17 protein-coding genes, 1 other RNA gene and 1 pseudogene are annotated in these 23,321 nt (G+C 55.2%); 5 read left to right on the forward strand and 14 right to left on the reverse strand.

The window, feature by feature from the left end; all coding sequences use genetic code 11:
• Positions 1–53: 53 nt before the first annotated feature.
• Positions 54–1,517, reverse strand: a complete 1,464-nt coding sequence (guaB, locus tag ACTG2U_RS03830; RefSeq protein WP_005360033.1) for an IMP dehydrogenase — start codon at positions 1,515–1,517, stop codon at positions 54–56.
• 444 nt (positions 1,518–1,961) lie between these two features.
• On the reverse strand, positions 1,962–2,591 hold the full coding sequence (locus tag ACTG2U_RS03835; protein ID WP_439974063.1) for a cytochrome b: 630 nt from the start codon (positions 2,589–2,591) through the stop codon (positions 1,962–1,964).
• Between ACTG2U_RS03835 and ACTG2U_RS03840 the strand changes: the two genes are divergently transcribed.
• Positions 2,536–3,678 carry an IS4-like element ISAs18 family transposase gene (locus ACTG2U_RS03840; RefSeq protein ID WP_041204923.1) on the forward strand — a complete coding sequence of 381 codons (1,143 nt, stop codon included), beginning with the start codon at positions 2,536–2,538 and terminating at the stop codon, positions 3,676–3,678. The genes ACTG2U_RS03835 and ACTG2U_RS03840 overlap by 56 nt on opposite strands.
• 394 nt (positions 3,679–4,072) lie before the next feature.
• On the forward strand, positions 4,073–5,452 hold the full coding sequence (gene xseA, locus ACTG2U_RS03845) for an exodeoxyribonuclease VII large subunit (RefSeq protein ID WP_439974064.1): 1,380 nt from the start codon (positions 4,073–4,075) through the stop codon (positions 5,450–5,452).
• Positions 5,453–5,471: 19 nt separating this feature from the next.
• On the opposite strand, the pseudogene ACTG2U_RS03850 reads toward xseA, so the two are convergent.
• The 9 genes and pseudogenes from ACTG2U_RS03850 to ACTG2U_RS03890 form a co-directional block, all read right to left on the reverse strand.
• A pseudogene (locus ACTG2U_RS03850) lies at positions 5,472–6,634 on the reverse strand (IS3 family transposase).
• Between the two features lie 296 nt (positions 6,635–6,930).
• On the reverse strand, positions 6,931–7,965 hold the full coding sequence (locus ACTG2U_RS03855) for an IS110 family transposase (protein ID WP_201035198.1): 1,035 nt from the start codon (positions 7,963–7,965) through the stop codon (positions 6,931–6,933).
• Positions 7,966–8,034: 69 nt separating this feature from the next.
• Positions 8,035–9,228: an IS4 family transposase gene (locus ACTG2U_RS03860; RefSeq protein WP_439974065.1), complete on the reverse strand. Its 1,194-nt coding sequence runs from the start codon at positions 9,226–9,228 to the stop codon at positions 8,035–8,037.
• A 126-nt stretch (positions 9,229–9,354) separates the two neighbouring features.
• Positions 9,355–10,356 carry a glycosyltransferase family 4 protein gene (locus ACTG2U_RS03865; RefSeq protein ID WP_421316793.1) on the reverse strand — a complete coding sequence of 334 codons (1,002 nt, stop codon included), beginning with the start codon at positions 10,354–10,356 and terminating at the stop codon, positions 9,355–9,357.
• 80 nt (positions 10,357–10,436) lie between these two features.
• Positions 10,437–11,927, reverse strand: a complete 1,491-nt coding sequence (locus ACTG2U_RS03870) for a SpoIIE family protein phosphatase (RefSeq protein WP_439974066.1) — start codon at positions 11,925–11,927, stop codon at positions 10,437–10,439.
• A 23-nt stretch (positions 11,928–11,950) separates the two neighbouring features.
• Positions 11,951–12,619 (reverse strand): tyrosine-protein kinase family protein, encoded by a 669-nt coding sequence (locus tag ACTG2U_RS03875; RefSeq protein WP_005360129.1) that lies wholly within the window; start codon positions 12,617–12,619, stop codon positions 11,951–11,953.
• 1 nt (position 12,620) lies between these two features.
• Positions 12,621–14,726, reverse strand: a complete 2,106-nt coding sequence (locus ACTG2U_RS03880; RefSeq protein WP_005351417.1) for an SLBB domain-containing protein — start codon at positions 14,724–14,726, stop codon at positions 12,621–12,623.
• A gap of 18 nt (positions 14,727–14,744) precedes the next feature.
• Positions 14,745–15,161: a hypothetical protein gene (locus ACTG2U_RS03885; protein WP_157160907.1), complete on the reverse strand. Its 417-nt coding sequence runs from the start codon at positions 15,159–15,161 to the stop codon at positions 14,745–14,747.
• Positions 15,158–15,508, reverse strand: coding sequence for an STAS domain-containing protein (locus ACTG2U_RS03890; protein ID WP_005333409.1), 351 nt, complete (start codon positions 15,506–15,508; stop codon positions 15,158–15,160). Before ACTG2U_RS03890 ends, ACTG2U_RS03885 begins: the two co-directional genes overlap by 4 nt.
• A gap of 338 nt (positions 15,509–15,846) precedes the next feature.
• Between ACTG2U_RS03890 and ACTG2U_RS03895 the strand changes: the two genes are divergently transcribed.
• Positions 15,847–16,338, forward strand: coding sequence for a molybdopterin-dependent oxidoreductase (locus ACTG2U_RS03895; RefSeq protein WP_005351410.1), 492 nt, complete (start codon positions 15,847–15,849; stop codon positions 16,336–16,338).
• Between the two features lie 8 nt (positions 16,339–16,346).
• Positions 16,347–18,173, forward strand: coding sequence for an ATP-binding protein (locus ACTG2U_RS03900; protein ID WP_139731413.1), 1,827 nt, complete (start codon positions 16,347–16,349; stop codon positions 18,171–18,173).
• Between the two features lie 330 nt (positions 18,174–18,503).
• On the opposite strand, the gene ffs is transcribed toward ACTG2U_RS03900, so the two are convergent.
• Positions 18,504–18,597, reverse strand: an RNA gene (gene ffs / locus ACTG2U_RS03905) — signal recognition particle sRNA small type.
• Positions 18,598–18,866: 269 nt separating this feature from the next.
• Between ffs and ACTG2U_RS03910 the strand changes: the two genes are divergently transcribed.
• Positions 18,867–19,049, forward strand: a complete 183-nt coding sequence (locus tag ACTG2U_RS03910; protein ID WP_216962410.1) for a hypothetical protein — start codon at positions 18,867–18,869, stop codon at positions 19,047–19,049.
• Positions 19,050–19,145: 96 nt separating this feature from the next.
• On the opposite strand, the gene ACTG2U_RS03915 is transcribed toward ACTG2U_RS03910, so the two are convergent.
• Together ACTG2U_RS03915 and ACTG2U_RS03920 are read right to left on the reverse strand one after the other, a co-directional pair.
• Complete coding sequence (locus tag ACTG2U_RS03915; RefSeq protein WP_421306198.1) at positions 19,146–21,791, reverse strand: alpha-amylase family glycosyl hydrolase; 2,646 nt, start codon at positions 21,789–21,791, stop codon at positions 19,146–19,148.
• Positions 21,792–21,954: 163 nt separating this feature from the next.
• Positions 21,955–23,265 (reverse strand): alpha/beta hydrolase, encoded by a 1,311-nt coding sequence (locus tag ACTG2U_RS03920; RefSeq protein ID WP_439974067.1) that lies wholly within the window; start codon positions 23,263–23,265, stop codon positions 21,955–21,957.
• Positions 23,266–23,321: the final 56 nt, after the last annotated feature.

Here is a 23,321-nt window from a genome sequence, read left to right on the forward strand (position 1 = left end):
AAGGGCACGGGATAAAAAAAGGGTGGAAAAACGGGGCGCAGGGCCCCGTTTTATCAGCCCATCCGATAGTTGGGGGCTTCTTTGGTAATGGTCACATCGTGGACGTGGGACTCTTTCATCCCGGCGCCGGAGATGCGCACGAACTCTGCCTTGGTGCGCATGTCGTCGATGGTGGCGCTGCCGGTCAGGCCCATGGAGGAGCGCAGGCCGCCCATCTGCTGATGGATGATCTCTTTGAGGCGACCCTTGTACGGCACGCGGCCTTCGATGCCTTCCGGCACCAGCTTGTCGGCAGCGTTGTCAGTCTGGAAGTAGCGGTCGCTGGAACCTTTGGACATGGCGCCCAGGGAACCCATACCACGGTAGGATTTGAAGGAGCGACCCTGATAGAGCTCGATCTCGCCCGGCGCTTCTTCAGTACCGGCGAACATGGAGCCCACCATGACGCAGCTGGCGCCCGCGGCAATGGCCTTGGCGATGTCGCCGGAGAAGCGGATACCGCCATCGGCAATCACCGGAATACCGGTGCCTTCCAGCGCGTCAACGGCGTCGGAGATGGCAGTGATCTGGGGCACGCCCACGCCGGTCACGATACGGGTAGTACAGATGGAGCCCGGGCCGATACCGACCTTGACGGCGTTTACACCGGCAGCAGCCAGCGCCTTGGCGCCCGCGGCGGTCGCCACGTTGCCACCGATGATCTGCAGATCCGGATAGGCGTCGCGAGTGGCCTTGATGCGATCCAGCACGCCCTGGGAGTGGCCGTGGGAGGAGTCGATCAGCAGTACGTCAACACCGGCTTCCACCAGCGCGGCGACGCGCTCTTCGTTGCCTGCACCGGCACCAACCGCAGCACCGACCCGCAGACGACCCTTGTCATCTTTACAGGCGTGGGGCTTGCGCTCGGCTTTCTGGAAATCTTTAACGGTGATCATGCCCTTGAGTTTGAAGTCGGCGTTCACCACCAGCACTTTTTCGATACGGTGCTTTTGCATCAGGGCAACCACCTCTTCGCGAGGGGCACCTTCACGCACGGTGACCAGACGATCTTTCTGGGTCATGATCTGTTCAACGGTCTGGGAGAGGTCAATCACGAAGCGCACGTCACGGCCGGTGATGATACCGACCAGCTGATTGCCGTCAGTCACCACGGGGTAACCGGCGAAGCCATTCTTGTGGCTCAGCTCCTTGATTTGGGCGATGGTCATGTCAGGGCGCACGGTAACGGGGTCAGTGACCACGCCGCTCTCGTACTTCTTGACCTTGCGCACTTCGGCAGCCTGCTGCTCGATGGACATGTTCTTGTGGATAAAGCCGATACCGCCTTCCTGGGCCAGTGCGATAGCCAGACGGGCTTCGGTCACTGTGTCCATGGCAGCGGAAATCATCGGGATGTTCAAACTGATGGCGGAGGTCAGCTTGGTACGCAGATCGGCAGTATTGGGAAGAACTTCGGAGTGGGCGGGAACCAACAGTACATCGTCGAAGGTTAACGCTTCTTTGGCAATCCTGAGCATGGCAATATCTCACCGTTGAGGAAGTGGGGGTGTAAAATATTGCCGACGAAGTTTACTCACGCATTGGTCACTGGTAAAGAAGTTTTTTGAATTTTTTATGGCATAGCCCTCTTTTAGGCGGCCAAAACGCCAAAAAACCAAGATTATCAGTACGAAAAGCGCCATTTCGGGGCAAAAGAGTTGGCTAGCCGGTGATTTATGCAAAACCGGTAGGTGCCGACGCAGCCCAACTCCCATGCAACGGGATGATCGACAAGGGCTCAGGGGGCAAGCGGCTTCTGACCACCCTCCCCTTGTTTTGTGTCCTTGTCTTGTCTCTTGCCCTCGCGGCGACCACTCGCACCGGTATCATTCTCTTCTCAATGTCCTTTGCTCGGTCTGGATAATAAATTTCACCCGCTGCCAATATATATTTCCCGGCACAACAAGGGGTGTCTCTCTTTATTATTTTCGCCCCACCATCCGCAGCAAGGTATTATCTTTATCCAGCAGATGATGTTTCAACGCCCCGACAATGTGCACCAGCAAAAATGCCAGCATGACATATGGCAAATATATATGGACTGTGTGAGCAATATCCCGAACGGATTCACTGAATGGAATCACATTGGCAGGATCATGGATATCTGGATTCATCGGGATAAGAGACCAGCCAAATATGGCGACACCTCGGCCAGCCGCTGCGGAATAACAGAGACCGGACACCGGAATAAGCAGCGTTGAAATCAGCAAACCCCAGTGGATCACCCTGGCTGACAATGCCTCGTAAACAGGATATTGACGAACAGGCTCAGGCCACCCTCTAACAAGGCGGAGAATGGCGCGGGGCAGGATCAAGATCAATGCAATCACCCCCAGAGATTTATGCAGGGCATAGAGATCCCATATTTCAAATTTCACCATCAGATAACCTACAAGGGTCAGGCCCTTAACCATCCCCTCATATGAGCGAGGCGTGGCGCGGCTTCTGAGGTATGATCGCCATCCTTGACCAGCTAATACCCAACAGACTATCCCCATGTTTAACCACGAACTAATCCTCAACCACATCGACGATATATTTGGACAGGACATGCATGCTAAGCGTGTTCTTTCCCTCGCCAATGCTACCCTCGGGGTTATCGAGTCAGGTTCACTGGCCATCCACGCCATCGGTAGTGGCCTCTCCTTGGCCAACGGTCTCGAACGTAAACATGCGGTTAAACAGGTGGATCGCCTGCTCACTAACACCAAGCTCAATGTCTGGAGCCTCTTTGACGATTGGGTGCCCTATGTGGTCGGTGAACGTACCGAGATCGTAGTCTCCATGGACTGGACCGAATTCGATGCCGATGATCACAGTACCTTGGTTATCAGCCTGCAAACCAACCACGGTCGCAGTACTCCGCTGCTGTGGAAAACCCATCGGAAATCGTTGCTCAAAGGGCAACGCAATGCCCATGAGAAAGAGCTGCTCACCAAGCTCAAGCAGACGTTGCCAGAGGGTATCTTCGTGACGGTAGTAGCTGACCGCGGCTTTGGTTACATGGAGCTGTTCGAACGCCTGGAGCAAGAGCTAGGCTTTGCTTATCTCATTAGATTTAAAGGAAATGTTTTGGTTGGTTACCCTGGTGTAGAGCAGGTTCCAGCTCGGGACTGGCTAACGCCGACCGGGCGCACCCGAACCCTCAAAGCGGTGGAGCTAACTGGGCAGCGACAGCCTGTCGAACGGGTCTATTGTTGTCATAAGAGTGGCATGAAAGACGCGTGGTTTCTGGCCAGTAACCGGACCGACCTGAGCGCCGCCAAGGCGTTGCAACTATACGGCCAGCGCTGGGGTATCGAGACCAGTTTTCGTGATATCAAAGATTACAAATTCGGCATGGGTATGGGAGATGTGCACATCAGTAATCCGGTCCGGCGCGACCGACTGTTTTTATTCAGTGCCCTGGCCATCGTCTTGCTGACGCTGCTGGGTAAGGCTGGAGACAGTGTCGGTCTAGAGAGAACGATCAAGGTCAATACCAGCAAGAGCCGAACCTATTCGTTCTTTCGGCAAGGGGTCATCTATTACCAGTTGTTACCTAAAATGAAAGAAGCCAATGCGGTCTTGTTGATGGATAAATTTATCTACTACCTGAAGCAACACCGCTTATATACCCGCACACTTGGAATTATTTGAGTCTCTAAAAATGAGGGGATCTCTGAGGGTCAGGCCAATCATCAGCAAGGCAACCGACCAGTGCAGCAAACGGGTCGTCAAACTTAAGTGGGTTGAGGGATTCATAAGCTACTCCAAACAGGGGGCGAGTGAACGCTGGTCAAGATGGTGGCGCCGTGAACATCAGCAGCACCTGAGAGATCAACGGCATCTAGGCAAGCCGCAACGCGGCCAGATGCGGGCAAGCGCGAGGGCTTTGTCGGGAGCCATACTGCCTGCCCGAATAAACGGCAGCGTTTCCAATCTTGCTTTTCTGCTGCTGGCGCCTCCTGCTTAACGCCCTCCCCCTGTTTCGGGTTAAGATAGCGGCCACCGTTTTATCCCGGCCCCGCCGGAGCAGACCACAGGTACGCCTTTGAACCGATTTACCCCATCCAGTGCGGCGAGCGGCCGCGAGCAGCAGGTCTTTACCGTCACCCGCCTCAACAGCGCCGTGCGCATGATCCTGGAGCAGGATCTGGGGCTGGTGTGGCTGACCGGCGAGCTCTCCAATCTGGCGATGCCAAGCTCCGGTCACTGGTACTTCTCCCTCAAGGACATGTCGGCGCAGGTACGCTGCGCCATGTTCAAGGGCAACAACCGGCGGGTGGCCTTCCGCCCGCAGGATGGCATGCAGGTGCTGGTGCAGGCGCGGGTCTCCCTCTATGAGCCGCGCGGCGACTACCAGCTGATCATCGAGTCGATGCAGCCGGCGGGCGATGGCGTATTGGCTCTGCGTTTTGAAGAGCTCAAGCGCCGCCTCGGCGCCGAGGGGCTGTTTGACGAAAGCCGCAAGCGGCCGCTGCCCCGTGAACCGCGGGCGGTGGGCCTTATCACCTCCGCCACCGGCGCCGCCCTGCACGATATGCTGACGGTGCTTAAACGGCGCGCGCCGGATCTGCCGGTCTTTATCTACCCGACTCAGGTACAGGGGAGCGCCGCCATCAGCCAGATCATCGCGGCGATCGCCAAAGCGAACCAGCGTGCCGAGGTGGATGTGCTTATCGTTGGGCGCGGCGGCGGCTCGCTCGAAGATCTCTGGTGCTTCAACGAAGAGGCGGTGGCGCGCGCCATTGCCCACTCCGCCATACCGGTGGTGAGCGCAGTGGGCCACGAGGTGGATGTCACCATCAGCGACTTTGCCGCCGACTTGCGCGCCCCTACCCCGTCGGCTGCCGCCGAGCTGGTGGCGCCAGACAATCAGGCCCGCATCCAGCGCCTCGCCCACCTCAAGCAGCGACTGCTGCAGGCGATGAGTCGCCAGCAGACCGCCGCCCGCCACGATTTCATCCTGCTGCAAAAGCGGCTCGACCATCAGGATCCGAAGCGGCGGCTGGAACAACAATCCCTGCGCCTCGACGAACTCTCCACCCGTTTGCAACAGCTATTGCGCCAGCGGCTGCATCAGGGTGAGCGGCGCCTCACCAACCTTGAACTGCGCCTGCAAGGCAAGAGTCCGGAGCGCCTCTTGGCATCTGGCAAGCGCCGCCATCAGCTGGCCGAGGAGCGGCTCTATACCCTGATTGCCAAACGGCAAGACCTTGCGAGTCACCGCCTCGCCATGCTCACCGCCCGCCTCGACGGGGTGAGCCCGCTCGCCACCCTGGGGCGCGGCTACTCCATCACCCGCACCGCGCGTGGCGAGGTGATCAGCCGCGCCGATCAGGTCAACAATGGCGATCAGCTCATCACCACCCTGGCACAAGGGAGCCTGCAGGTGCGGGTCGAGGAAGTTATCAAAGACTCTGCGCAGTAGAACGGCTGCATTGTAGTGGTCAACTAAATCCGGACACTTGGTTAGGCCGAACCTCGGCTTTTGCTGGCGGTATCCCGTCATTGTATTGATGTGGACGCCGCCAGTTATAGTAATCCATCAGGTAATAACTGATATCCCGCTTTGCCTCCCGCACGCTCATGTATCCCGTTGCCGGCAGCCACTCTGACTTCAGACTTCTGAACAACCGTTCCATCGGGGCATTATCCCAGCAGTTTCCACGCCGACTCATGCTCTGGGTCATGCGATAGCGCCACAGTCGTTGCCGAAATGCCCTACTGCCATATTGGCTGCCCTGGTCAGAGTGAAATAGCACACCGGATGGGCAACCCCGCTGCTGATAGGCCATCTCCAGTGCTTTGATTGCCAATTCTGCATCAGGTTTATCAGACATCGCCCAGCCCACGACCCGCCGGGTGTGCAGGTCAAGCACCGCTGCCAGGTAATGCCAGCGTCCACCTGCCCAGACGTAGGTGATATCGCCACACCACACCTAGTTGGGTTGCTGGACATCAAATTCGCGGGCCAGCAGATTGGGGATATCCGGTCGCTCAGACTGGGCGACCTGATAACGATGAGCGCCCGGTTGCTTGGATACCAGCCCGGCTTCCTTCATCAGGTTACGTACTTTGAATCGGCCAATCTGATGCCCCAACTCCCGCATCATCGACATCAAGGCACGGCTGCCAGCCGAATCCCTGCTCTCTTTGAACAAACGGCGCAACTCAGAGCGCTGTTGCATGCGCTCACGGTTAATCGCCCGCCTGCGAGCCAGATAGTCGTAAAAACAGGAGGTAGGAACATCGAAGGCGCAGCAGACCAAGGTGATGGGGGCTTGCTCCCTTAATCGGTCTATCAGCGCGTACGTGTGAACTCGTCCGTCATCAAGAGAGCCGTAGCCTTTTTTAGAATGTCCTTTTCACGTTCGAGCCGGTTGATGCGGGCTTCCAGCTCCTGGATTTTCTGCTGTTCTGGTGTCAGCGCTTTACTAGTTGGGGTTGTGCCACTGCGTTCGGATTGCAGTTGCTGAACCCAGCGACGGAGCACTGTTTCACCGACATCCAGTGAACGACTTGCTTCGGGGACAGAATATCCCTGGTCGAGCACCAGGGATGCGGCTTCGAGTTTGAATGCGGCAGTAAATGAGCGACGTAATCCTGCCATTGAACACCTCAGGTCACGGTGGCGACTCTACCACCTAAAATGGTGTCCGGGATGATTAGACCATATATGGACGCCCCCGGGTTGTGCAAGAACTGAACTGATACGGTTTGCGACCATATATCCGGCGTTATGATGGGATTAACTCCCTCGCCATGATGTCATCCGAGCCTTGCTTCCTTATCACTACACCGGTATATGCATACCCAGGTCTAATTCAGGCTGTTACAAGGACGGTACCCGTTTCTTCATCAGTGCCTGCAAACTCAGTAACGTAGATTTTCTAAGCAAATATCAAATTAACTTCCTGCAAAAGCTCTGTTCATACTGAAATCAACCGAGTCAGTTAGTACACGCCAGATGATCCGAGTTAACTTATTTGCCAGGGCGACAGTGGCTTTCAAGAAGCCACGCCGCAATTCAATTGCCTTAACCCATCTCCCTAAACTGTCATCCCGTTTTTGCACACAACGCATCACCGCTCGAGCGCCATGGATGATCAAGGTCCTCAAGTTACGATTACCGTTCTTGGTCATGGATGAAAGCCGTTGTTTTCCACCTGAACTGTGCTGTCGAGGGACTAAGCCACACCAAGCAGAAAGCTCACGGCCGCTGGAAAACTGGGTGGCATCAACCTCACTGACCACCGCAGCGGCAATCAGTGGCCCGACACCAGGAATGGTCAATAAGTGGTGATAGGCAACCTGCTGGCTGGACAGTTCAGCTAGTTCCTTATCCAAGACATCAATCCGTTCAGTGAGCATCTGCATATCTTCTCGTAACAGGCTCAGTAGTCGGCGAAGCGTGAAGGTTATCGTATTGTCTCCGTCTTCAAGCACTTCTGGCAGTTGTCGTTGCAGGCGTTGTAACCCGGCTGGAATAATGACTCCGTACTCGGCAAGTAATGCCCGTAGTTGGTTAGCCAGAGCGGTTCGCTGCTCAACTATGAGCTGGCGAGCACTACGTAACGCCTTGATATCTTGTTGTTCTGTAGTTTTAACTGAGACGAAGTGGATCCCTGGTCGGCAAGCTGTTTCACAAATAGCTAATGCATCGTTGGCATCATTCTTCTGGTGTCTTGCAAAGGCTTTGACATGCTGTGTGGGAATGAGCTTTACGTCATAGCCCATCGATATCAGTGCTCGTCCCCAGAAATGAGATGTTGAGCAAGCTTCCATAGCAATCAGTGTTTGCGGTGGAAACTGGCGCAACGTGTGGAGCAGTTTCTGGCGAGATATTTTACGATTCCAGGCAACAGAACCATCAGCCATCCATACACACACCTGAAAAACAGACTTAGCAATATCGATTCCAACTACTTTGATCGTGTTCATGTGGTGATCCCCCAAGTTGAACGCTGTCAGCCTAAGTATGAAACTGACCGCGCAGGGAGGGGGCGTCCATCACATCACTACACTGGCATTGTTTTTATTGGTTTTTTGCACTGCATACTTTTGTGGTCTTGCCTTCACACTGCGGGGGTAACTCCGCTCCCTTCGCTCCGGTAATACAAACTGCCCCGCCATCTTCACCATCTGGCTGCGCAGCAGGTTATACGCCAGCAGCACGCCCCACAGCTCTTGCCGTATCCCCGCCGCCTTCTTGCTGCGCAGGGTCAGCCGGTGTTGTTGCAGGCTGTGCCTCATCTCCCGATAGCCCAACTCGATTTCCCTGCGGTGGCTGTAGAGCTCAACGATGTCGGCGCCCGGGAAACGCGTCGGGTCGACCATTGAGGTCAGCACTTGCCGCTCTTTGCCGTTGATGGTGCGGGTAAGTAAGCGGGCTTCCACTGTATCCGGCAGGTGCGGCCACTTCTTCCTCGCCTGTGGGCTGGTTTTCAGCAAGACCAGTGCATCCTGACGCCCCAGCTTGCGCACCACCTCGTATTGCGTGCCCTTTTTGAGCGGCAGCAGCCAGTGCCGCTCGCTGCCAGTGGTCTGCCAGGCATGGAGCAAACCGAGGGAGTAAAACCCCTTGTCGAACAGGGTCAGCGAGTGGTCCGGCGTGCGCGCGACCAGCCGCTCGGCCAGCACCATCTCGTTGACGGCGCAACTCTCCATGACCGCCTGAACAAGCAGGTGACTGGTCAGCTCCATTTGACAAAGCATGCGCACCTGCGGATAGGTGGTCTCCCCATGCTGGGTACCGGGCTTGGCAAACTCGGCAGCATTGTCCGGGGTATCAGGCGTGCGCGACATCACGCCATCGACGGCGAGCAGTTGCAGCCCGGCCCAACCGGGGTGATTGGCCTGCTGGTGCCAGCCTGCGGCGGTGTCGTGAAACAGCCGCTCAATGCTCTTGTGGCCAAGCTTTTGGCGAGCTTGCAAAAAGGCGCTGGGGGCGACAAAGGGGCGGTCGCCGGGCAAGAGGATATCAAGCTGATTGACCAGCTGGGTCATGGGGACGTGGCGGAAGATAGCCATGCCGATGATGGCCCAGACCAGACGCTCCATGGGCATACGACGGCGACGCAGGGTCACGACATCCTCTTCGGCGAGCAGCGTTGTGATGAGCTCGGGAGCAATGAGGTCTGAGAGTGACTCAAACTGAGCGGCATTGCTGGCGTGGAGGAAGTCGAGAGCGTGAGCGATGCGCATAAAAAATCCGAAACTAATCAACAGGTTTCGGATTTTCACACATCAGAAGGATCGGTCAATGGATCCTTAACTGATCGGCATTATGGCCAGCGGCCACTCGTTTTTGGCGGGTTTCCCCTTGGGGATTCAGGCGCCGTAGACGGCCAGAATATCGGTCACCCTGTTGTTGACACTATACCCTCGGGCTATGGTGTTGCGGGCCGCCTGACTCATTTTGCTGCGCACCACCCCATCGCTGCGCAGCCAGTAGTTGACCAGCTCCGCCATATCCCGCACATGGCCGGGCTCTACCAGCCAGCCATTGGATTTGTGGTCGATCAGATTGACCAGGCCCCCCACTGCAAAGGTACAAACCGGTATGCCGTGAGCCATCGCCTCCAGGGCCACCAGCGGCAACCCTTCAAAGCGGGAAGTGATGCAGAGCAGGTCGATGTTGTGCCACTCATTGGCCATGTTCTGGAAACCATGAAGCTGGACGCGATCACCATACTGCTGCAACAAGGCACTTTTCATGGGGCCATCCCCGTAGAGATGAAACGCCCCATCCGGGCAGAAGGCGGCCAGCTGGCAGAACGCCTCCGGCCCCTTTTCCGGCGAGAGGCGGCCGACAAAGGCAATCCGGTTGCCAGTTACCGCAGCCGGCGTCGCAGGCATGGGCACAAAGTTGCTGATCACCGTGCTTGGCACAGGCAATTTGCGAGCGATGGGCTCGCTCACTGCAATACACTTCGCAAAACGCGCTGTGGTGCGATCCAGCCAGCTGTAAAACTTCAGCAACCCCTCCCCGTCATCTCCGCTGTGAAAGGTCGATACCACCGATTTACCGGTGAACCAGGCCGTCAGCCGCCCCAGCACCCCGGCCTTGTAGCCGTGGGTATGGATCAGCACAGAGGCAGGCTGGCGAGCCAGACGGCGCATAAAATCACGGCTGTTTTGGCACACCTCGTAGGGCAAGCCCTGTTGTTTGAGCAGGGTCGTAAAGGGGGTCATGCCATGGTTGCTCACCAGCACTATGGTGGGGCGAAATCCCCTGGCCAGCAGATCGTTGGCCAAGTGGATAATGTGAACTTCTATTCCACCGACCTGACGCGCATCGATGGCCAGCCAGATCTGTTGCATGGGTAACATAGGCACCTCCTCCCGTGGCTCCATGCCACCTGAAATAAGGCGCTGCATAGAGCGGGCCAGTCAGGCAAAGAGGGGCTGGATCAGGCGCCGGGACAGGCGACCAGCAGGAGGGTCATGTCATCGAGGGCGGCATCATTGATGCGCTCATCAAACCAGCGGGCAATGCGATGAGCCAGTTGCTCAAGACCGGGCCCCGAAGTCAGGCAGATCTCTTTTAGCTGCAACTCCCAGCGCTGGCGCTCTGCGGCATCACGGCTATCGAGCAGGCCGTCGGTCCAGAACAGCAGGATTTCGCCGGGCTTGAGCTGACGCTCATTGGTCACGAAGTGGGGATCCGGGCGCAAACCGGGCAAGGGGCCGGTCACGCCGACCTGACGGATGGTGCCGGGCCCAACCAGCCAGGGCGCAGGGTGGCCCGCGCTGGCCCACTGCACCCGCCCCTCGTTGCCGAGCTCAATACAGAGGGTGGTGAGCAGGGTAGCCCCAAGGAGCGGATCACTGTGAACCGCATTGGACAAGATGGTCAGCAAACGGGCGGGGGCGCGCTCCAGATCGTGCGCCGTCAGCAAACCGCGCAGATAACCGGCATAGGCATGGGCAAAGAACTTGGCTTCCGCATCGTGGCCCATCACATCCCCAAGCCACAGCACCCGATCCTTGACCAGCAGAAAGTCCCCGCCCCCCACGGCGGCCGCGCGGGTTTGCAACGCCAGCTGGTATCCCCCTATGGAGGTGGCAGGCAATAACGGGCGCAGCGCCGAGGTCATGCGCTGATCCAGCTGCTCGCCCCATTGCGACTTGAGCTGCTGCGAGCGTTGCAGCACCCGCGAAACCGCCAGCAACAGGTCCTGCTTGGTGATGGGTTTGACCAGAAAGTCATCGATCCCCAGCGCCCCCGCCCGACTCTGGGTCCACTGATCCTGATGACCGGTCAGGAAGATAAAGGGCACCCCCTTCATCTTGGGATCCTTCATCAACTGCTGGCGCAGCCCAAAGCCATCGATCCCCTCCATCTCGATATCGGAGAGTACCAGCGCGGGGGGCTGCTTTCCAAGCGCCAGCAGGGCGGCATGGGAGTCGGCATAACTTTCAACCCGGTAGTGCTCATGGAGATAGGCGGTGAGCAGGGCACGCATCACCTTGTCATCGTCGATCACCGCGATCACCGGCAGTTGGTTGACCGGGCCCTGCTGGCGAAGGGTCACGCGATTGCGATCACCGTCGCGAGAGAAGTGCACCTCGGCAAACAGCTGGTGCACCAGCGCCAGCCCGTATCCCCCCTCCTGCAGCTCATCGGGTAACGGCGCGCTGGCAAGACCGGGTTGCGGGCCGCCATCATCCTCCAGTATCAGACTCAAACCCGTTTCATCCTCTTTCAGCGTGAGCCAGAGCCGGGTCGCGGGAGGAGCTGTGTGCTTGACGCTATTGGTGGCCAGCTCACTGAAACAGAGCAGCCAGTTGGCTTGATCCTTTGGGGAGACCTGAAACAGGGAGAGTCCCTGCGCCAGCCGGTTGCGCAGTTCGCGCACCGACTGCAGGGTTGCCGGAGCAGATCGCAACCAGTCATCCATATCGGGCCTCCATCAGCGGGCGATCAGATCCGGAAATTGAGCAAGGCACTGCGCCGACACCAGCGCTTGAGCCATTCGGTCACCCGGTTGCTGGGCAGCCGGTTGAGTTCGCGCAGGATCTCGCTGGCCAGCCCCGGGTTGAGCTTGTCGTTATAGACTGCGCCAATCAGATTGGCCTCGGCACGAGTCAGTTTATCCACCGCACTTTGTACCACGGTCGTCGGCGTCACTCCCGCCAGCACCACCAGCAGCGCCCCTTCACAGGCCCCACACACCTGATCGGCCGGAATATTGCCCCGATTGAGGGCGGTGAGTGGCGAGGTATCGAAGATCACTACATCGTAATGCTCCAGCCAGCGAACCAGCAATTGGCGCAAGGTATCCTTGTTGCGAAAAGCCATCAGATCCTTGCCCGGCGCCGGGAGCAAGGATAAGGAACGGCCAGTGGCCACCGGCTCGGGCACATCATTGGGCCCCCAGGCAACCGCCGTGGCGCGGCCGGGATGATAGAGGTTGAGATCCACCAGCAGGGTACGTAGCCCATCCGCCTCCGAGCGCCTTGCCAGCGCATCGCAGATGGAGCTCACCCCCTCTCCCCCTTCCGACGAGGTGACCGCCAGCGAGCGGATCCCCCGGGCGACCGTCGCCGCGTAGAGGGATTCGAGCTCCAGATATTGAATGGGGATGCTCATATCAAAGCGTCCCGACCAGGGCCACCACCGAGATCGTGGTCAAAATATCGCGCATGCCATCCATGAAAATGGCCCAGTTGCTGCTCTTGCTGTCAGGGATAAAGACGGTGTCCCCGGCACGCAGCACCGGCAACTGGCTAAAGTCGGGCTCTTTGGCAAAGCCGTCGAGATCGAAGCTGCGGGCCTGATCCCCCTGACCACTGGTGGCCATGTTGATCACCACAATCTTCTTGATATAGGCGCTGCTGGTCGGGCCCCCCGCCTCGGCCAGCAGATCCAGCAGGGTCATGGAGGAGTCAAAACGGTAGCGACCGGGGCGGGCGATCGCCCCCAGCACCCGAATGGTGTTCTCCTTCGGCTCATCGAGCCAGGGGCGATTCTTCTCCGGCAGGTAGATGGAGTCGCCGGGCAGCACCTTGGGCAGCAAGGTTTCATCGCCGGTTTCAAAGTAGAGAGCAAGGTCGAGCTTGCTGACCCGCGCAGTGCTGCCACTGCGATGGGCGATGCGCACATTGCGCAGATCCGCCGCCGCAGTCGGGCCATCGGCGGCCGACAGGATGTCGATAAAGCCCATCTGCTCATTGAAGGCATAGCGACCGGGGGCCCCGACCTGACCGAAGATATAGATGGAACTGTCCGGTGACTGGCGCACCCACTGGGACTTGTTGTCACTGGGATCGGTGGGCAGCTCGGGGATCATGATGGTGAATCCGGCCCGGATCTTCGGCAGGCTGGCCAGCGCCCCGCCCTGATGAAGGAACTTGTCGAGATCAAACAGGGTTGGCGTGGCCTGCCCCCCTTCGGCGGTCAGGATCTGCACCTTGGCGATATCGGCCCGCTCGTTGGGGCCACCGGCGTGGGCGATCAGATCCAGCAACGACATCTCGTCAGACCATTCATAGCGGCCCGGGATCCGCACCGCCCCCATCACCATCACCGCCCGCCCGGGGGCCACTTTCAACCAGGACTTCTCGTTGATATCGGTCTTTTCCGGCACAAAGATGGCGTCACCGGGTTTGACTTGGGGCAACGCCTTTTGCATCCCTTCGGTATAGGCCTGCAAGTCGATGGGTTCGATCGTACCATCGGTGCGCAGCAAACGGATCTGGCGACTCTCGGCATAGCGGGTCGGGCCGCCGGCATTGGCCAGAATATCGAGGAAGGAGTCCCCTTCCCGCCCCTCATAGGCGCCGGGTTTGAACACCTCGCCCATGATGTAGATGGTGCGAGCCCCCCGTTTTATCTGCTCTTCATCCTTGGGCACGAAGATGGTGGCGCCCGGCGCCAGATTGGGCAGCAACTTGTTGTTGCCGGAGTCGAGATAGGCTTTGAGATCGAACAGCTCGGGGGCATCACCATTGATCACCCGGATCCGCTCCACCCCGGCAAAACGGGTCACCCCACCGGCTCGCATCAGCAGATCCACGATGGAGTTGCCACTCTTGAAACTGAAGGCGCCGGGGCTGTTGACCTCGCCAAACACCTTGATCGCCTTGCCGGTATCGCCATCCCCGCCTGCCGCCAGGGTTGCCGCATCAAAATCAATCTGCACGTTGCCGATCAAAGGGGATGCTGGCACGAACACCACATCAAGGGATTGCAATGGCGGCAACACGCTGGCATCGCCGGTATCGAGATAACGCTTGTAGTCGAAGCTAGAGACCGTGCTGCCGCGCCGCACCTGCATGTTGTTGAGCTGGGCACCGGGCACCAGACCGCCAGCGGCATCGAGGGCCATCTGCACGTTACCATCGGGTGCCAGATCATAACTGCCTGGTTTTTTGACATAGCCCATCACGCTGATCAGCAGCCGCTTCTCCAGCAAGGTGACGGTCAATTGAGAGAGGTTGTTGTAAACAGGTTTGAGGGCGGTGCGGATCAGTTCATCCGCCTGTTGCAGGGTCTTCCCCCCCACAACTAGGTTGCCGACTTCAGGCAGTGCAATCTCCCCCTGCTTGTTGATCTGGAAAGGCTGATCAAAAGCAGGCTCACCGGGTTGCACTATGGCCAACCGATCACCGGGAGCCAACAAGGTGGAGGCCAGTAACGGGCAGGTGAACAACAGCAAGAGAACACAGATCAATCCTTCGAGAGCGCCCCGTTTCATAGACATCCTTTTCGTCTGTTACGTCTGCCCCCATTGGCGTAAGGGGAGCCCTGACCAATCAGCACGACAGCCATCCGCTGTTGTCTGTTGCAGCCGCAAACGTACTTGTTGTAGTGATTGTGCCAACACGGTCTGACGCCAGGCTACATCCGACCAGAGCCGTCCGTGCATATCCCGTTCGATATCAATACGTTGAGATTGTAGTCGTTTCAACTCGGCAGGCATACACCCCTGCAGACTCGCTTGCTTTAATTCCGTCAGCTGCAAGTCGAGTTCCTTCTGACGCTCATCATAACGAGACCAGACCCGCCGTTCATCCTCATTGACCGGAATACGGGTGGGTCTTGCCTCTGCCATGCCGCCATACCCCTGCGGCGGCCACTGCGCACAACCCGACAGCAGAATGGATGAGAGCAGGATACCAACCCGTTTCATGATGCCGCGGCCATCATGCCACGGGAGCGCATATAGGCCTTGATGCTCTCATGGCAGGGGATCACCCGGTCGATATGCAGCATCTCCAGCAGGTCATGGGGTTGACCGGGTCCACAGACAAGGGCCATCTGATGCCCGTTCATAATCAATCTTTTATAGAGAAATACCAAGGCTCCGATCCCCGATGAGTCGATAAAATGAACATCGCTGATATCGGCCAGGATATCTCCCGGGTGGGTCGAGAGGGTTTCAAACAACGGGCGGAGCTCACTGACGGCCATCGCGTCAAACTCGTTTTCCAGTACCACTACCTGGATATCATTAAGGGTGTAAGTCATGCTTTCCATCGCTAGCTCCTTGTCGATTCTCAGACTATTTGCTGTCACGGCATTCAGCACGCTGCAAATGTTATGCCGGGCAGTGCCACGGCACTTGTTCTCCAAATGATACTCTTTGCGCCTTATTCACCGACACCCACTCCTCGTTTTGATTGCCAAATTGCAATTAACCTCCCCCGCACGTTGCAAACTGCAATTCACCTTCGCCGAGATCGTCCGATAACAGGCTAAATGGCTGATAATTCAAGCCCATTAGACTGGGCCCGATTATTGCTTGCCTTTGGACACACCTCACAAGCCACCTTTGGCTCGGCCCCCATGCCGCCATTTTCCAGGAAGGAGAGATCATGAAAGCAGGCCTTTACATCGCACCACTGTTGGCAGCCCTTTGCGGCACCGCATACGCAGCCCCCTCCCCTGACAGCGCCGTGTTGAAGGTTGAAGGCGCCATCAGCAGCCCCACTCATCAGGCTCTGGCCCTGTGGGACAGCGCCATGCTGGATCAACTGCCGGTACACGAAATCAAAACCCATACCCCTTGGTATGACGAAGCCAAGACCTTTCGCGGCCCGCTGCTGCAAGATGTGTTGGCCAAGGTCGGGGCAACCGGCAAACAGCTCACCATTACCGCGCTCAATGACTACTCGGTACAGGTGCCGACAAGCGATGCCGAGCAGTATCGGGTCATCCTCGCCCGCACGATCAATGGCAAGCCACTGTCGGTGCGTGACAAAGGGCCGCTGTTCCTTGTCTATCCGTTCGATCAATATCCCGAACTGCAAAACAAGCTCTATTACGGTCGGGCTATCTGGCAGATCAGCGCGATAAAAGTGGAGTAAATCCCATCATGCGTTCCATGGCGGCCAGTCAACGTTTCTTGTTTGTGGTGCTCTGCGTGCTGCTCCTTGCCTTTGCCGGTATTGGTACCATCCAGTACCGGCAATTTCAGGATCTGCAGCGCAGTACCAGCCAGGGCGAAGACAACGTGATGTGGAACTATTTCCAGCTCTATAACGAAGCGCTGCGTTTTCAAAGCTCGCTGCTCCATGAGTCGCAACCGACCTTCCAACTCAGATACGATATTCTGGTCAGCCGCATGGATCTTGTGTTGGAGAGCAAGGATCGCAGCCTGCTTCAGCAAACAGAGATCTACCAGCAGGCAAGCAAAGCCATTCGCTCCTACATCTCTCTGGCGGATATCTGGCTCGGCCCGGAAGCCACCAAGCCGCTGGACAATCTTGCCCATCAGGAGCTGCGCCAACAGCTCGCCTCCCTGCTTCCCCTGCTCCATCAGCTGACTCTGGAGGTGAACCAGCAGGCGACCCTGTTTGATGTGGCACGCCGCGACAGCGTGAGGGAGCAGATCATCACGACGACTCTCATCGCGACCCTGCAATTTGCGCTGCTCTTTGTGCTCGCCCTGCTGATCTGGCGGCAAATGAATATCTCGTTTCTGCAACACAAACTGATGCAGCAGCTCAATGACAAACTGCTGCGGGCAAATCAGGCGGCAGAGGCAGGCACAAGAGCCAAAAGCAGCTTTTTGGCCAACATGAGCCATGAAATTCGCACACCCATGAATGGCATTCTCGGCATGCTTTCCCTGCTGGCCGACCGGGATATGGATCCGAGGGAGCGAGACTATCTGGAGACGGCGCGGGAATCGGCAAACCATCTGCTCGGTCTGCTCAACGACATTCTGGATGTATCCAAGCTGGAAGAGGGCAAGATCGAGCTGCAACTGGCCCCCCATCACTTGCCCCAGCTGCTGGAGGATATCCGGGCCCTGATGCAAAGCAACTGCGATGCGAAAGGGATCAAACTGACCCTGACTGTTGCCCCCGATACGCCGGAGTGGTTGATGATCGACCCGCTGAGGGTGCGCCAGATCCTCTTCAATCTGGTGAGCAATGCCATCAAGTTCACCCATCAGGGGGAAGTAAAGATCCACGTTGATAGCACCCTGTTGGAGCAGGATCGCCACTCGATACGCATCTCGATCCAGGACACCGGGATCGGCATGAGCAAAAGTCAGTTAAAGAACCTGTTTCAACGTTTCGCCCAGGCGGATGTCTCGATCACCCGCCAATATGGCGGATCGGGCCTGGGACTTGAAATATCCCGTAACCTCGCACGCCTGATGGGCGGCGATATCTCGGTAGAGAGCAGCGAGGGACATGGCAGTACTTTTACCTACATCTGGCCCGCCAGAGCCACGACCCCCTCGATTGTTTGCCTGCCGTCCAAGCCGCTGGATCAGGAGAGCTATCGCATCTTGCTGGTTGATGACAATGCCACCAACCGCAAGGTGATCGGCGCCATGCTCGACTCCGTGGGCCATCAGGTCACATTGGCCGTTCAGGGAGAAGAGGCGCTGGAGAAACTGGGTCACACCGAATTTGATCTGGTGTTGATGGATGTCCAGATGCCAGTGATGGATGGCCTGGTGGCCACCACCCGGATCCGCACCTCCCAGATGCCTTGGGCAGATATCCCCATCATCGCCCTGACGGCTGATGCGATGCCGGAATCCAAGCAATACTATCTCTCCCATGGCATGAACGGGTATATCACCAAGCCCATCAATAAAGAGACGCTACTGAGCGAGATAAACAGACATATTTCCCATGGCCGGCTCAAATACAACGCCACCCTGCGTGTCACCAAGCAATAAAACCGCGGATTCCGGGCTACTGATTGCTCATGTGGGGCAACATTGACCTCTGCAGGCAACTGAATGGGCTTGGGTCTGGAACCCACGCAGGCAAGCCGCTTCGCAACAGCTGCACGGGCCGTCAGCTTGTCTCGGGTATGCAGGGATTTTTTGATCTCTTTACGACGGCCACAGGGGAGCGTGGTGACTTTCCGGTAATACCGGATGCCGTGGGGACTGAGCCAGAGATTCACTATGAAGACTCTTGATTCATCCACACAAAGTGGATTACCAAGAGGTCTGAAGGGGGCTATTAGCTGTAACTTATTGAATTGCAGAAACAAGTGGTGGCCCTACCAGCCACATCCCGGCACTCGAGTCCCCCGCCTTGGCTGCTACCTTCCGGTCCTGACCAGGTCGACGGGTTATCAATGCGAGCCCAAATAAATCAGGCACTTAGGGATGGAACTGATTGCCATCACAGTGTTCTGAAACCTCAACAAGCGAGAATCCGCCGGAAGTACGGTCATCCACATCAAGTGGACATGCTTAAATTGGTAACAAACAGGCCAATCCTACTCGCCCTCTCCCGTACACTGCAAGCACCTCATTACAGGCCCCATCCCCTCCCTCAATAGCTCAACAATCAACCCAATATTGGGCAAAATGAAATCCAACGGCAGCTTTGGGTCTCACTTAAACCCGAGGTTACATATGGCTACGAACACAGGCAAAGGCTATCGACAAGGTTCCGTCAACGACCGTACCCAAGTTCAGAACCCGGTTAATGGGAACTGGACGAAACGCGATACGGATAGCGGCAAGTTTATCGAGCAGAAACAAGGTGGGGAGCCATTCAAAGGGGTAGCCAAAGAAATCGACAACCGCCGTAAGTGAACAAGCTAGTAATCAACCAAAACTGTGGAGTCAGAACTCAGGGTTAAATCGGTGCCAGCTCATTTGCTGGCACCTGTTCAGTTTTCTAAATAGATATCACTCTTGCAGACGAAGTACAGGAAGCTCATCCCAAATCAAAGGGTCTTGCTCAGTTCCGCCCGAAAAATTCCAAAGACCAAATGTTGGCTGCAAGGGACGATAAGTACTTGATAGACCATCCAAATCCCACGTTGTTACATAGAATGCAATACCATCTAGGGAATCAGGCCGCCCCAACGAAGCACTGGGAAAATCCAAGTTTATAGTGCGAGATGCCTTGTCAACCATGATAGTCGGTGCAGGCGTCACAGCATCACCATAACGAGTGGCAGTCGCTCCCTTGCTGCTATAGAGACTATTCTGCCAACCGAACACCAACAATTGTCGTTCCCAAGTTTGTCCATCTGGCATGGTGGCATTTAGCTTCGGTAATACTTGCAAGCCATCTTTGACACCAGGAAGATGGATGAAAATACTGAAACCAACATGATCGAAGCCCAGTGTAGGCAACCAGGTATCCGTCACACTAGCCATCTGCAGGCTTAGACGAACGTTGCTACCAACCTGGTAAACACTCGCCTTCTCGATCGCCATCTGCGGTGCGGCTTTGTCATAGCTAGCATCACCAGGTAAAGCATATCCCCCGTTTGGACCACCGTTTCCATCCATGGCATCACCACTGTCATCCAGTGTCTGACTAGGTACTGAAGGGAAGCTGAGAAGGCTCTTGAAATGGATATCGGCGGTCGAGTTACCTGTTCGCTCCTCAAAAAGCGCCAAACGGTGACTTTGCTCACCCACTTGGAAATGACGAACACTCAGCTGCCCTTGCCACTGCCCAGCTTCATCAACTGTGACACGCGACGCAGTATCTAACTGCCCATCAATTACTAGCTGGAGTTGAGTCCCAGGTGTACCTGTCCCGTTCAAAGATAAATCGGCATTCAGCACACTCCCCTCAAGCGGCGTAGTCAATGTCATAACATGCTCCTGAGGAGGAACTGCGGCTGTCCCATCGGCAATGACCATAACAGCAGACTTGGGAGGCAAGGCTTGAGTCAAAGTTCCATCTTCAGCGATCACAATTTCATGTTGTTCAGACACATTGAGAGCACTTAGGATACGTAGACGTGTGCCAGCAGGCAGCCCTGTGCTCATTTTGTTGAGAAGAATCTGCTCGGGAGCTGTGTTAAGGATAACGAGTAAATCGCTTCCTTCCATATGACGACGGTACGCAAATGCACCCGCTCCGCTTTTCTCCTCAGCTAATATGCTTAGGTCACCTCTGGATAAAACCTTGTTCTGTTTACGTAGATTTGTCAGAGTCTGAATAAATCGATACATGTCAGAATCAGGGTTGAACGAATCGATTTGACGGCCATCTTCTCGATATCCCCCCTCAAACATGGCATCACGGTGAGCGCTAAAAGCTTGCTCGGTTCCCTGATAAAGTACGGGAATACCAGGGAGAGTTAACATAGTGAATAGTGCTTGTTTTAAGTCGTCCAAATTGCCCTGAGCGAGGAAGCGAGCCATATCGTGATTCTCGATAAAATTACCAAGACGATAGGGGTTGGGATACATTTCCATCATTTTACGCAGCCGAAAACCTAGCTCCGCAGTAGGACGGCCACCAGCAAATACCTGAGTCATGGTCGCTTGTAACGGAAAGTTGAGCAGTGATTCTAGCTCTGGCTTCTCTTTTGTACCAAGATAGGAGATCAACTTTTCCTCCCCCTCGGTCTTGTAAGGGCTAGAGCTCTCAAAAATCTCACCCAAGCTTAGAAAATCATTACGGCCTGTTTCTTTGGCTTGATTCAAGATGCCATCCTGAGCGTGAAAGAAATCATGATAAAAATCATGCTCAACAAATTTGACAGTATCAACTCGAAAAGCATCTACCCCTACCTTGTCAATCCAGTAGCGATAACTTTGCTTGAGGTAATCACGAACTGCAGGGGTAGATGTATTGAGATCATCAAGGTCAGAAAGCTGGTAAGTCAGCTGTTGTTCCTGCTCATTGTGATCGATGATCTGGGGAGTCCAGTGATATATAGCAGCCTGCTGTGCCTCAGAAGAATTACAGTCATTAAGCGCCAAAGGCGATGGTAGCGATTGCCCCGCAGCTAATGCCCCAGGTATCAGCTCGAAGCCCTCACAAGGTTTAGATGGATCATAAGTTCCTGAGTATGTGAAAAAGTTGCCAACATGATTGACTACTATGTCTTGGATTAGATACATCCCTCGCTTATGCAGATCCTCTGCAAGAGCCTGATAGGTCGCCAAATCTCCGAAGTGCTCATCGATCTTCTGCATATCACGAGCCCAATAGCCATGATAACCCCCGTAGTTCTGGGCTGGATCCCACCATTGATTAGCCACTGGAGGTGTCATCCATACAGCCGTGGCCCCAAGTTCAGATATGTAATCCAACTTCTCACGGACACCACTGATATCTCCCCCACTAAACCTCTTATCACTGGTGGGATCAAATTCACCGGTTCCTTGGTCATTGTTGGAGGGATCCCCATCATTAAAACGGTCTATCATTAGGAAATAGACTATTTGATCACGCCAGTCCGGTGAAGAAACATGACGATATGAAGATGATTCGCTGCTTTCGTTACTGCTGAAGCAACCGGTCATGGCGAAAGAAATCGCAGTAGCCAGCAGCCCCAGGCGGGCTTTTTTTATCTTATTCATTTTATTTCTGTTCTCAGTTAAAAACCGTCAGCATTGTTACCAACTCATCCTTGTGTAGAATTATCATTTGGTGCCAAAATCATAGCTCTCCACGCCAAATTACAACTCTGTGACTAACTTCACGCTCCCGATGCATAGGCCCGGCATCTGCCGGGCTGCGTTTTTATTTTCCTATAGTTGCCATATAAACCTCAGCAAAGCGATGAGACCAAGATATTTCATCATGCAGTCCTCCCGAAATGACTTTGCAAGTTATATCTTTATGCCCAGCTGTTTTTACACTTTCGCATAGCTTCTGCATACCATCGATTAGCATTTCAGGTTCTGGTGCATAACCTAGCCGTTCTTGACCACCCATATCCATGTATATCCGCTGCGGATAAATATCTGGATCAGCTTGCTGAATCAAGTAATCCCTAAGCATATATCCTCTCATTGGATCATCTTGTGCAACCGGAGAAAAAGCCATCAAATTAAATATTTTCTCCTTGAGGCGAGTACCAACATAGAGAGTCATATAACCGCCCATAGAGCTCCCCGACAACGATGTATTCTCTCTGGAAGTATCGACACGATAATTGTTCTCTATATATGGCATTACTTGATTTGCAATGAAATCACTTGTTTTATCGCCAAGAGATTTTATTTCCCCCTCTCCAGGTAAGGTCCAATCCCATGCTGTATATTCTCGATAACGAGCTGTATTCTTATTTTTACTAAAATCCGAATCACTGTCTGTATCATCCCACAGATTTGGTGAGTCAATCCCAACGACGATGGATCCTTTAGCTCTTCCCTCACGAATGAGTCGCTGCATAGATTCATCAATTTGCCACTCCATACCAAACTCTGAAGTGGTCTCATCAAACAATTTTTGCCCATCAAACATATAGAGAACAGGATAAAGCTTGTTGCTATCTTGATACCCCTCAGGCAAGTAGACTCGAATTGTTCGGCTGGCTGTGGTCAATTGTGGCGTAGGGAATACATGAGTCTCAACAATACCGACTTGAGTTGAAGGCTTTGGCTTAGCTCCGCCTTCTAAGTCTTTCCACTTTTTGACGGAGAAATGCAGGGTTTTCGACTGCCCCTCATAAGTGACTCTACGTGTATGAATCGTGTAGCCTTCATCATCCAACTCTTCGGAATCCCAACTTCCGCGAGTAAATTTGAATTGGTGAACATCTCCAACACGATTAAAGTTAACATCGATAAAATAGGGACAAGCAGCATCACCGCGAACTAATGGCATTGGTGGTTTATTCTGAAGATCGCTGCTGTCATCACCACCATTCCAGCTATTCATTGTACCAGCTAAATAAGGGAGATCGCCGCTAGGTGTATTGTCTGGCAAAGAGTCAATACAAAACCTCATCTTTCTGAGTTGGTTCTCATAATCAGGCTGTGATGTATTATCATTCAAACAACCTGTCAATAACACCGATAAAGACAAGAATATTGCTCGTTTCATCATTTTCCCTCTGTGATATTATTAAAATACTCGTCCGCAGTTATACACACTGGGAGCCT

It is taken from the genome of Aeromonas sp. 95A, from assembly GCF_051919235.1.
In the GTDB taxonomy this organism is placed as follows: Bacteria; Pseudomonadota; Gammaproteobacteria; order Enterobacterales; family Aeromonadaceae; genus Aeromonas; species Aeromonas veronii.

Bases quoted from the DNA above. Each gene is read 5' to 3' on its own strand.
- guaB (WP_005360033.1), bottom strand. From the start codon at position 1,517: ATGCTCAGGATTGCCAAAGAAGCGTTAACCTTCGACGATGTACTGTTG.
- ACTG2U_RS03840 (WP_041204923.1), top strand. From the start codon at position 2,536: ATGTTTAACCACGAACTAATCCTCAACCACATCGACGATATATTTGGA.
- ACTG2U_RS03835 (WP_439974063.1), bottom strand. From the start codon at position 2,591: ATGTCCTGTCCAAATATATCGTCGATGTGGTTGAGGATTAGTTCGTGG.
- ACTG2U_RS03855 (WP_201035198.1), bottom strand. From the start codon at position 7,965: ATGAACACGATCAAAGTAGTTGGAATCGATATTGCTAAGTCTGTTTTT.
- ACTG2U_RS03860 (WP_439974065.1), bottom strand. From the start codon at position 9,228: ATGCGCATCGCTCACGCTCTCGACTTCCTCCACGCCAGCAATGCCGCT.
- ACTG2U_RS03865 (WP_421316793.1), bottom strand. From the start codon at position 10,356: ATGTTACCCATGCAACAGATCTGGCTGGCCATCGATGCGCGTCAGGTC.
- ACTG2U_RS03870 (WP_439974066.1), bottom strand. From the start codon at position 11,927: ATGGATGACTGGTTGCGATCTGCTCCGGCAACCCTGCAGTCGGTGCGC.
- ACTG2U_RS03875 (WP_005360129.1), bottom strand. From the start codon at position 12,619: ATGAGCATCCCCATTCAATATCTGGAGCTCGAATCCCTCTACGCGGCG.
- ACTG2U_RS03880 (WP_005351417.1), bottom strand. From the start codon at position 14,726: ATGAAACGGGGCGCTCTCGAAGGATTGATCTGTGTTCTCTTGCTGTTG.
- ACTG2U_RS03885 (WP_157160907.1), bottom strand. From the start codon at position 15,161: ATGAAACGGGTTGGTATCCTGCTCTCATCCATTCTGCTGTCGGGTTGT.
- ACTG2U_RS03890 (WP_005333409.1), bottom strand. From the start codon at position 15,508: ATGGAAAGCATGACTTACACCCTTAATGATATCCAGGTAGTGGTACTG.
- ACTG2U_RS03895 (WP_005351410.1), top strand. From the start codon at position 15,847: ATGAAAGCAGGCCTTTACATCGCACCACTGTTGGCAGCCCTTTGCGGC.
- ACTG2U_RS03900 (WP_139731413.1), top strand. From the start codon at position 16,347: ATGCGTTCCATGGCGGCCAGTCAACGTTTCTTGTTTGTGGTGCTCTGC.
- ACTG2U_RS03910 (WP_216962410.1), top strand. From the start codon at position 18,867: ATGGCTACGAACACAGGCAAAGGCTATCGACAAGGTTCCGTCAACGAC.
- ACTG2U_RS03915 (WP_421306198.1), bottom strand. From the start codon at position 21,791: ATGAATAAGATAAAAAAAGCCCGCCTGGGGCTGCTGGCTACTGCGATT.
- ACTG2U_RS03920 (WP_439974067.1), bottom strand. From the start codon at position 23,265: ATGATGAAACGAGCAATATTCTTGTCTTTATCGGTGTTATTGACAGGT.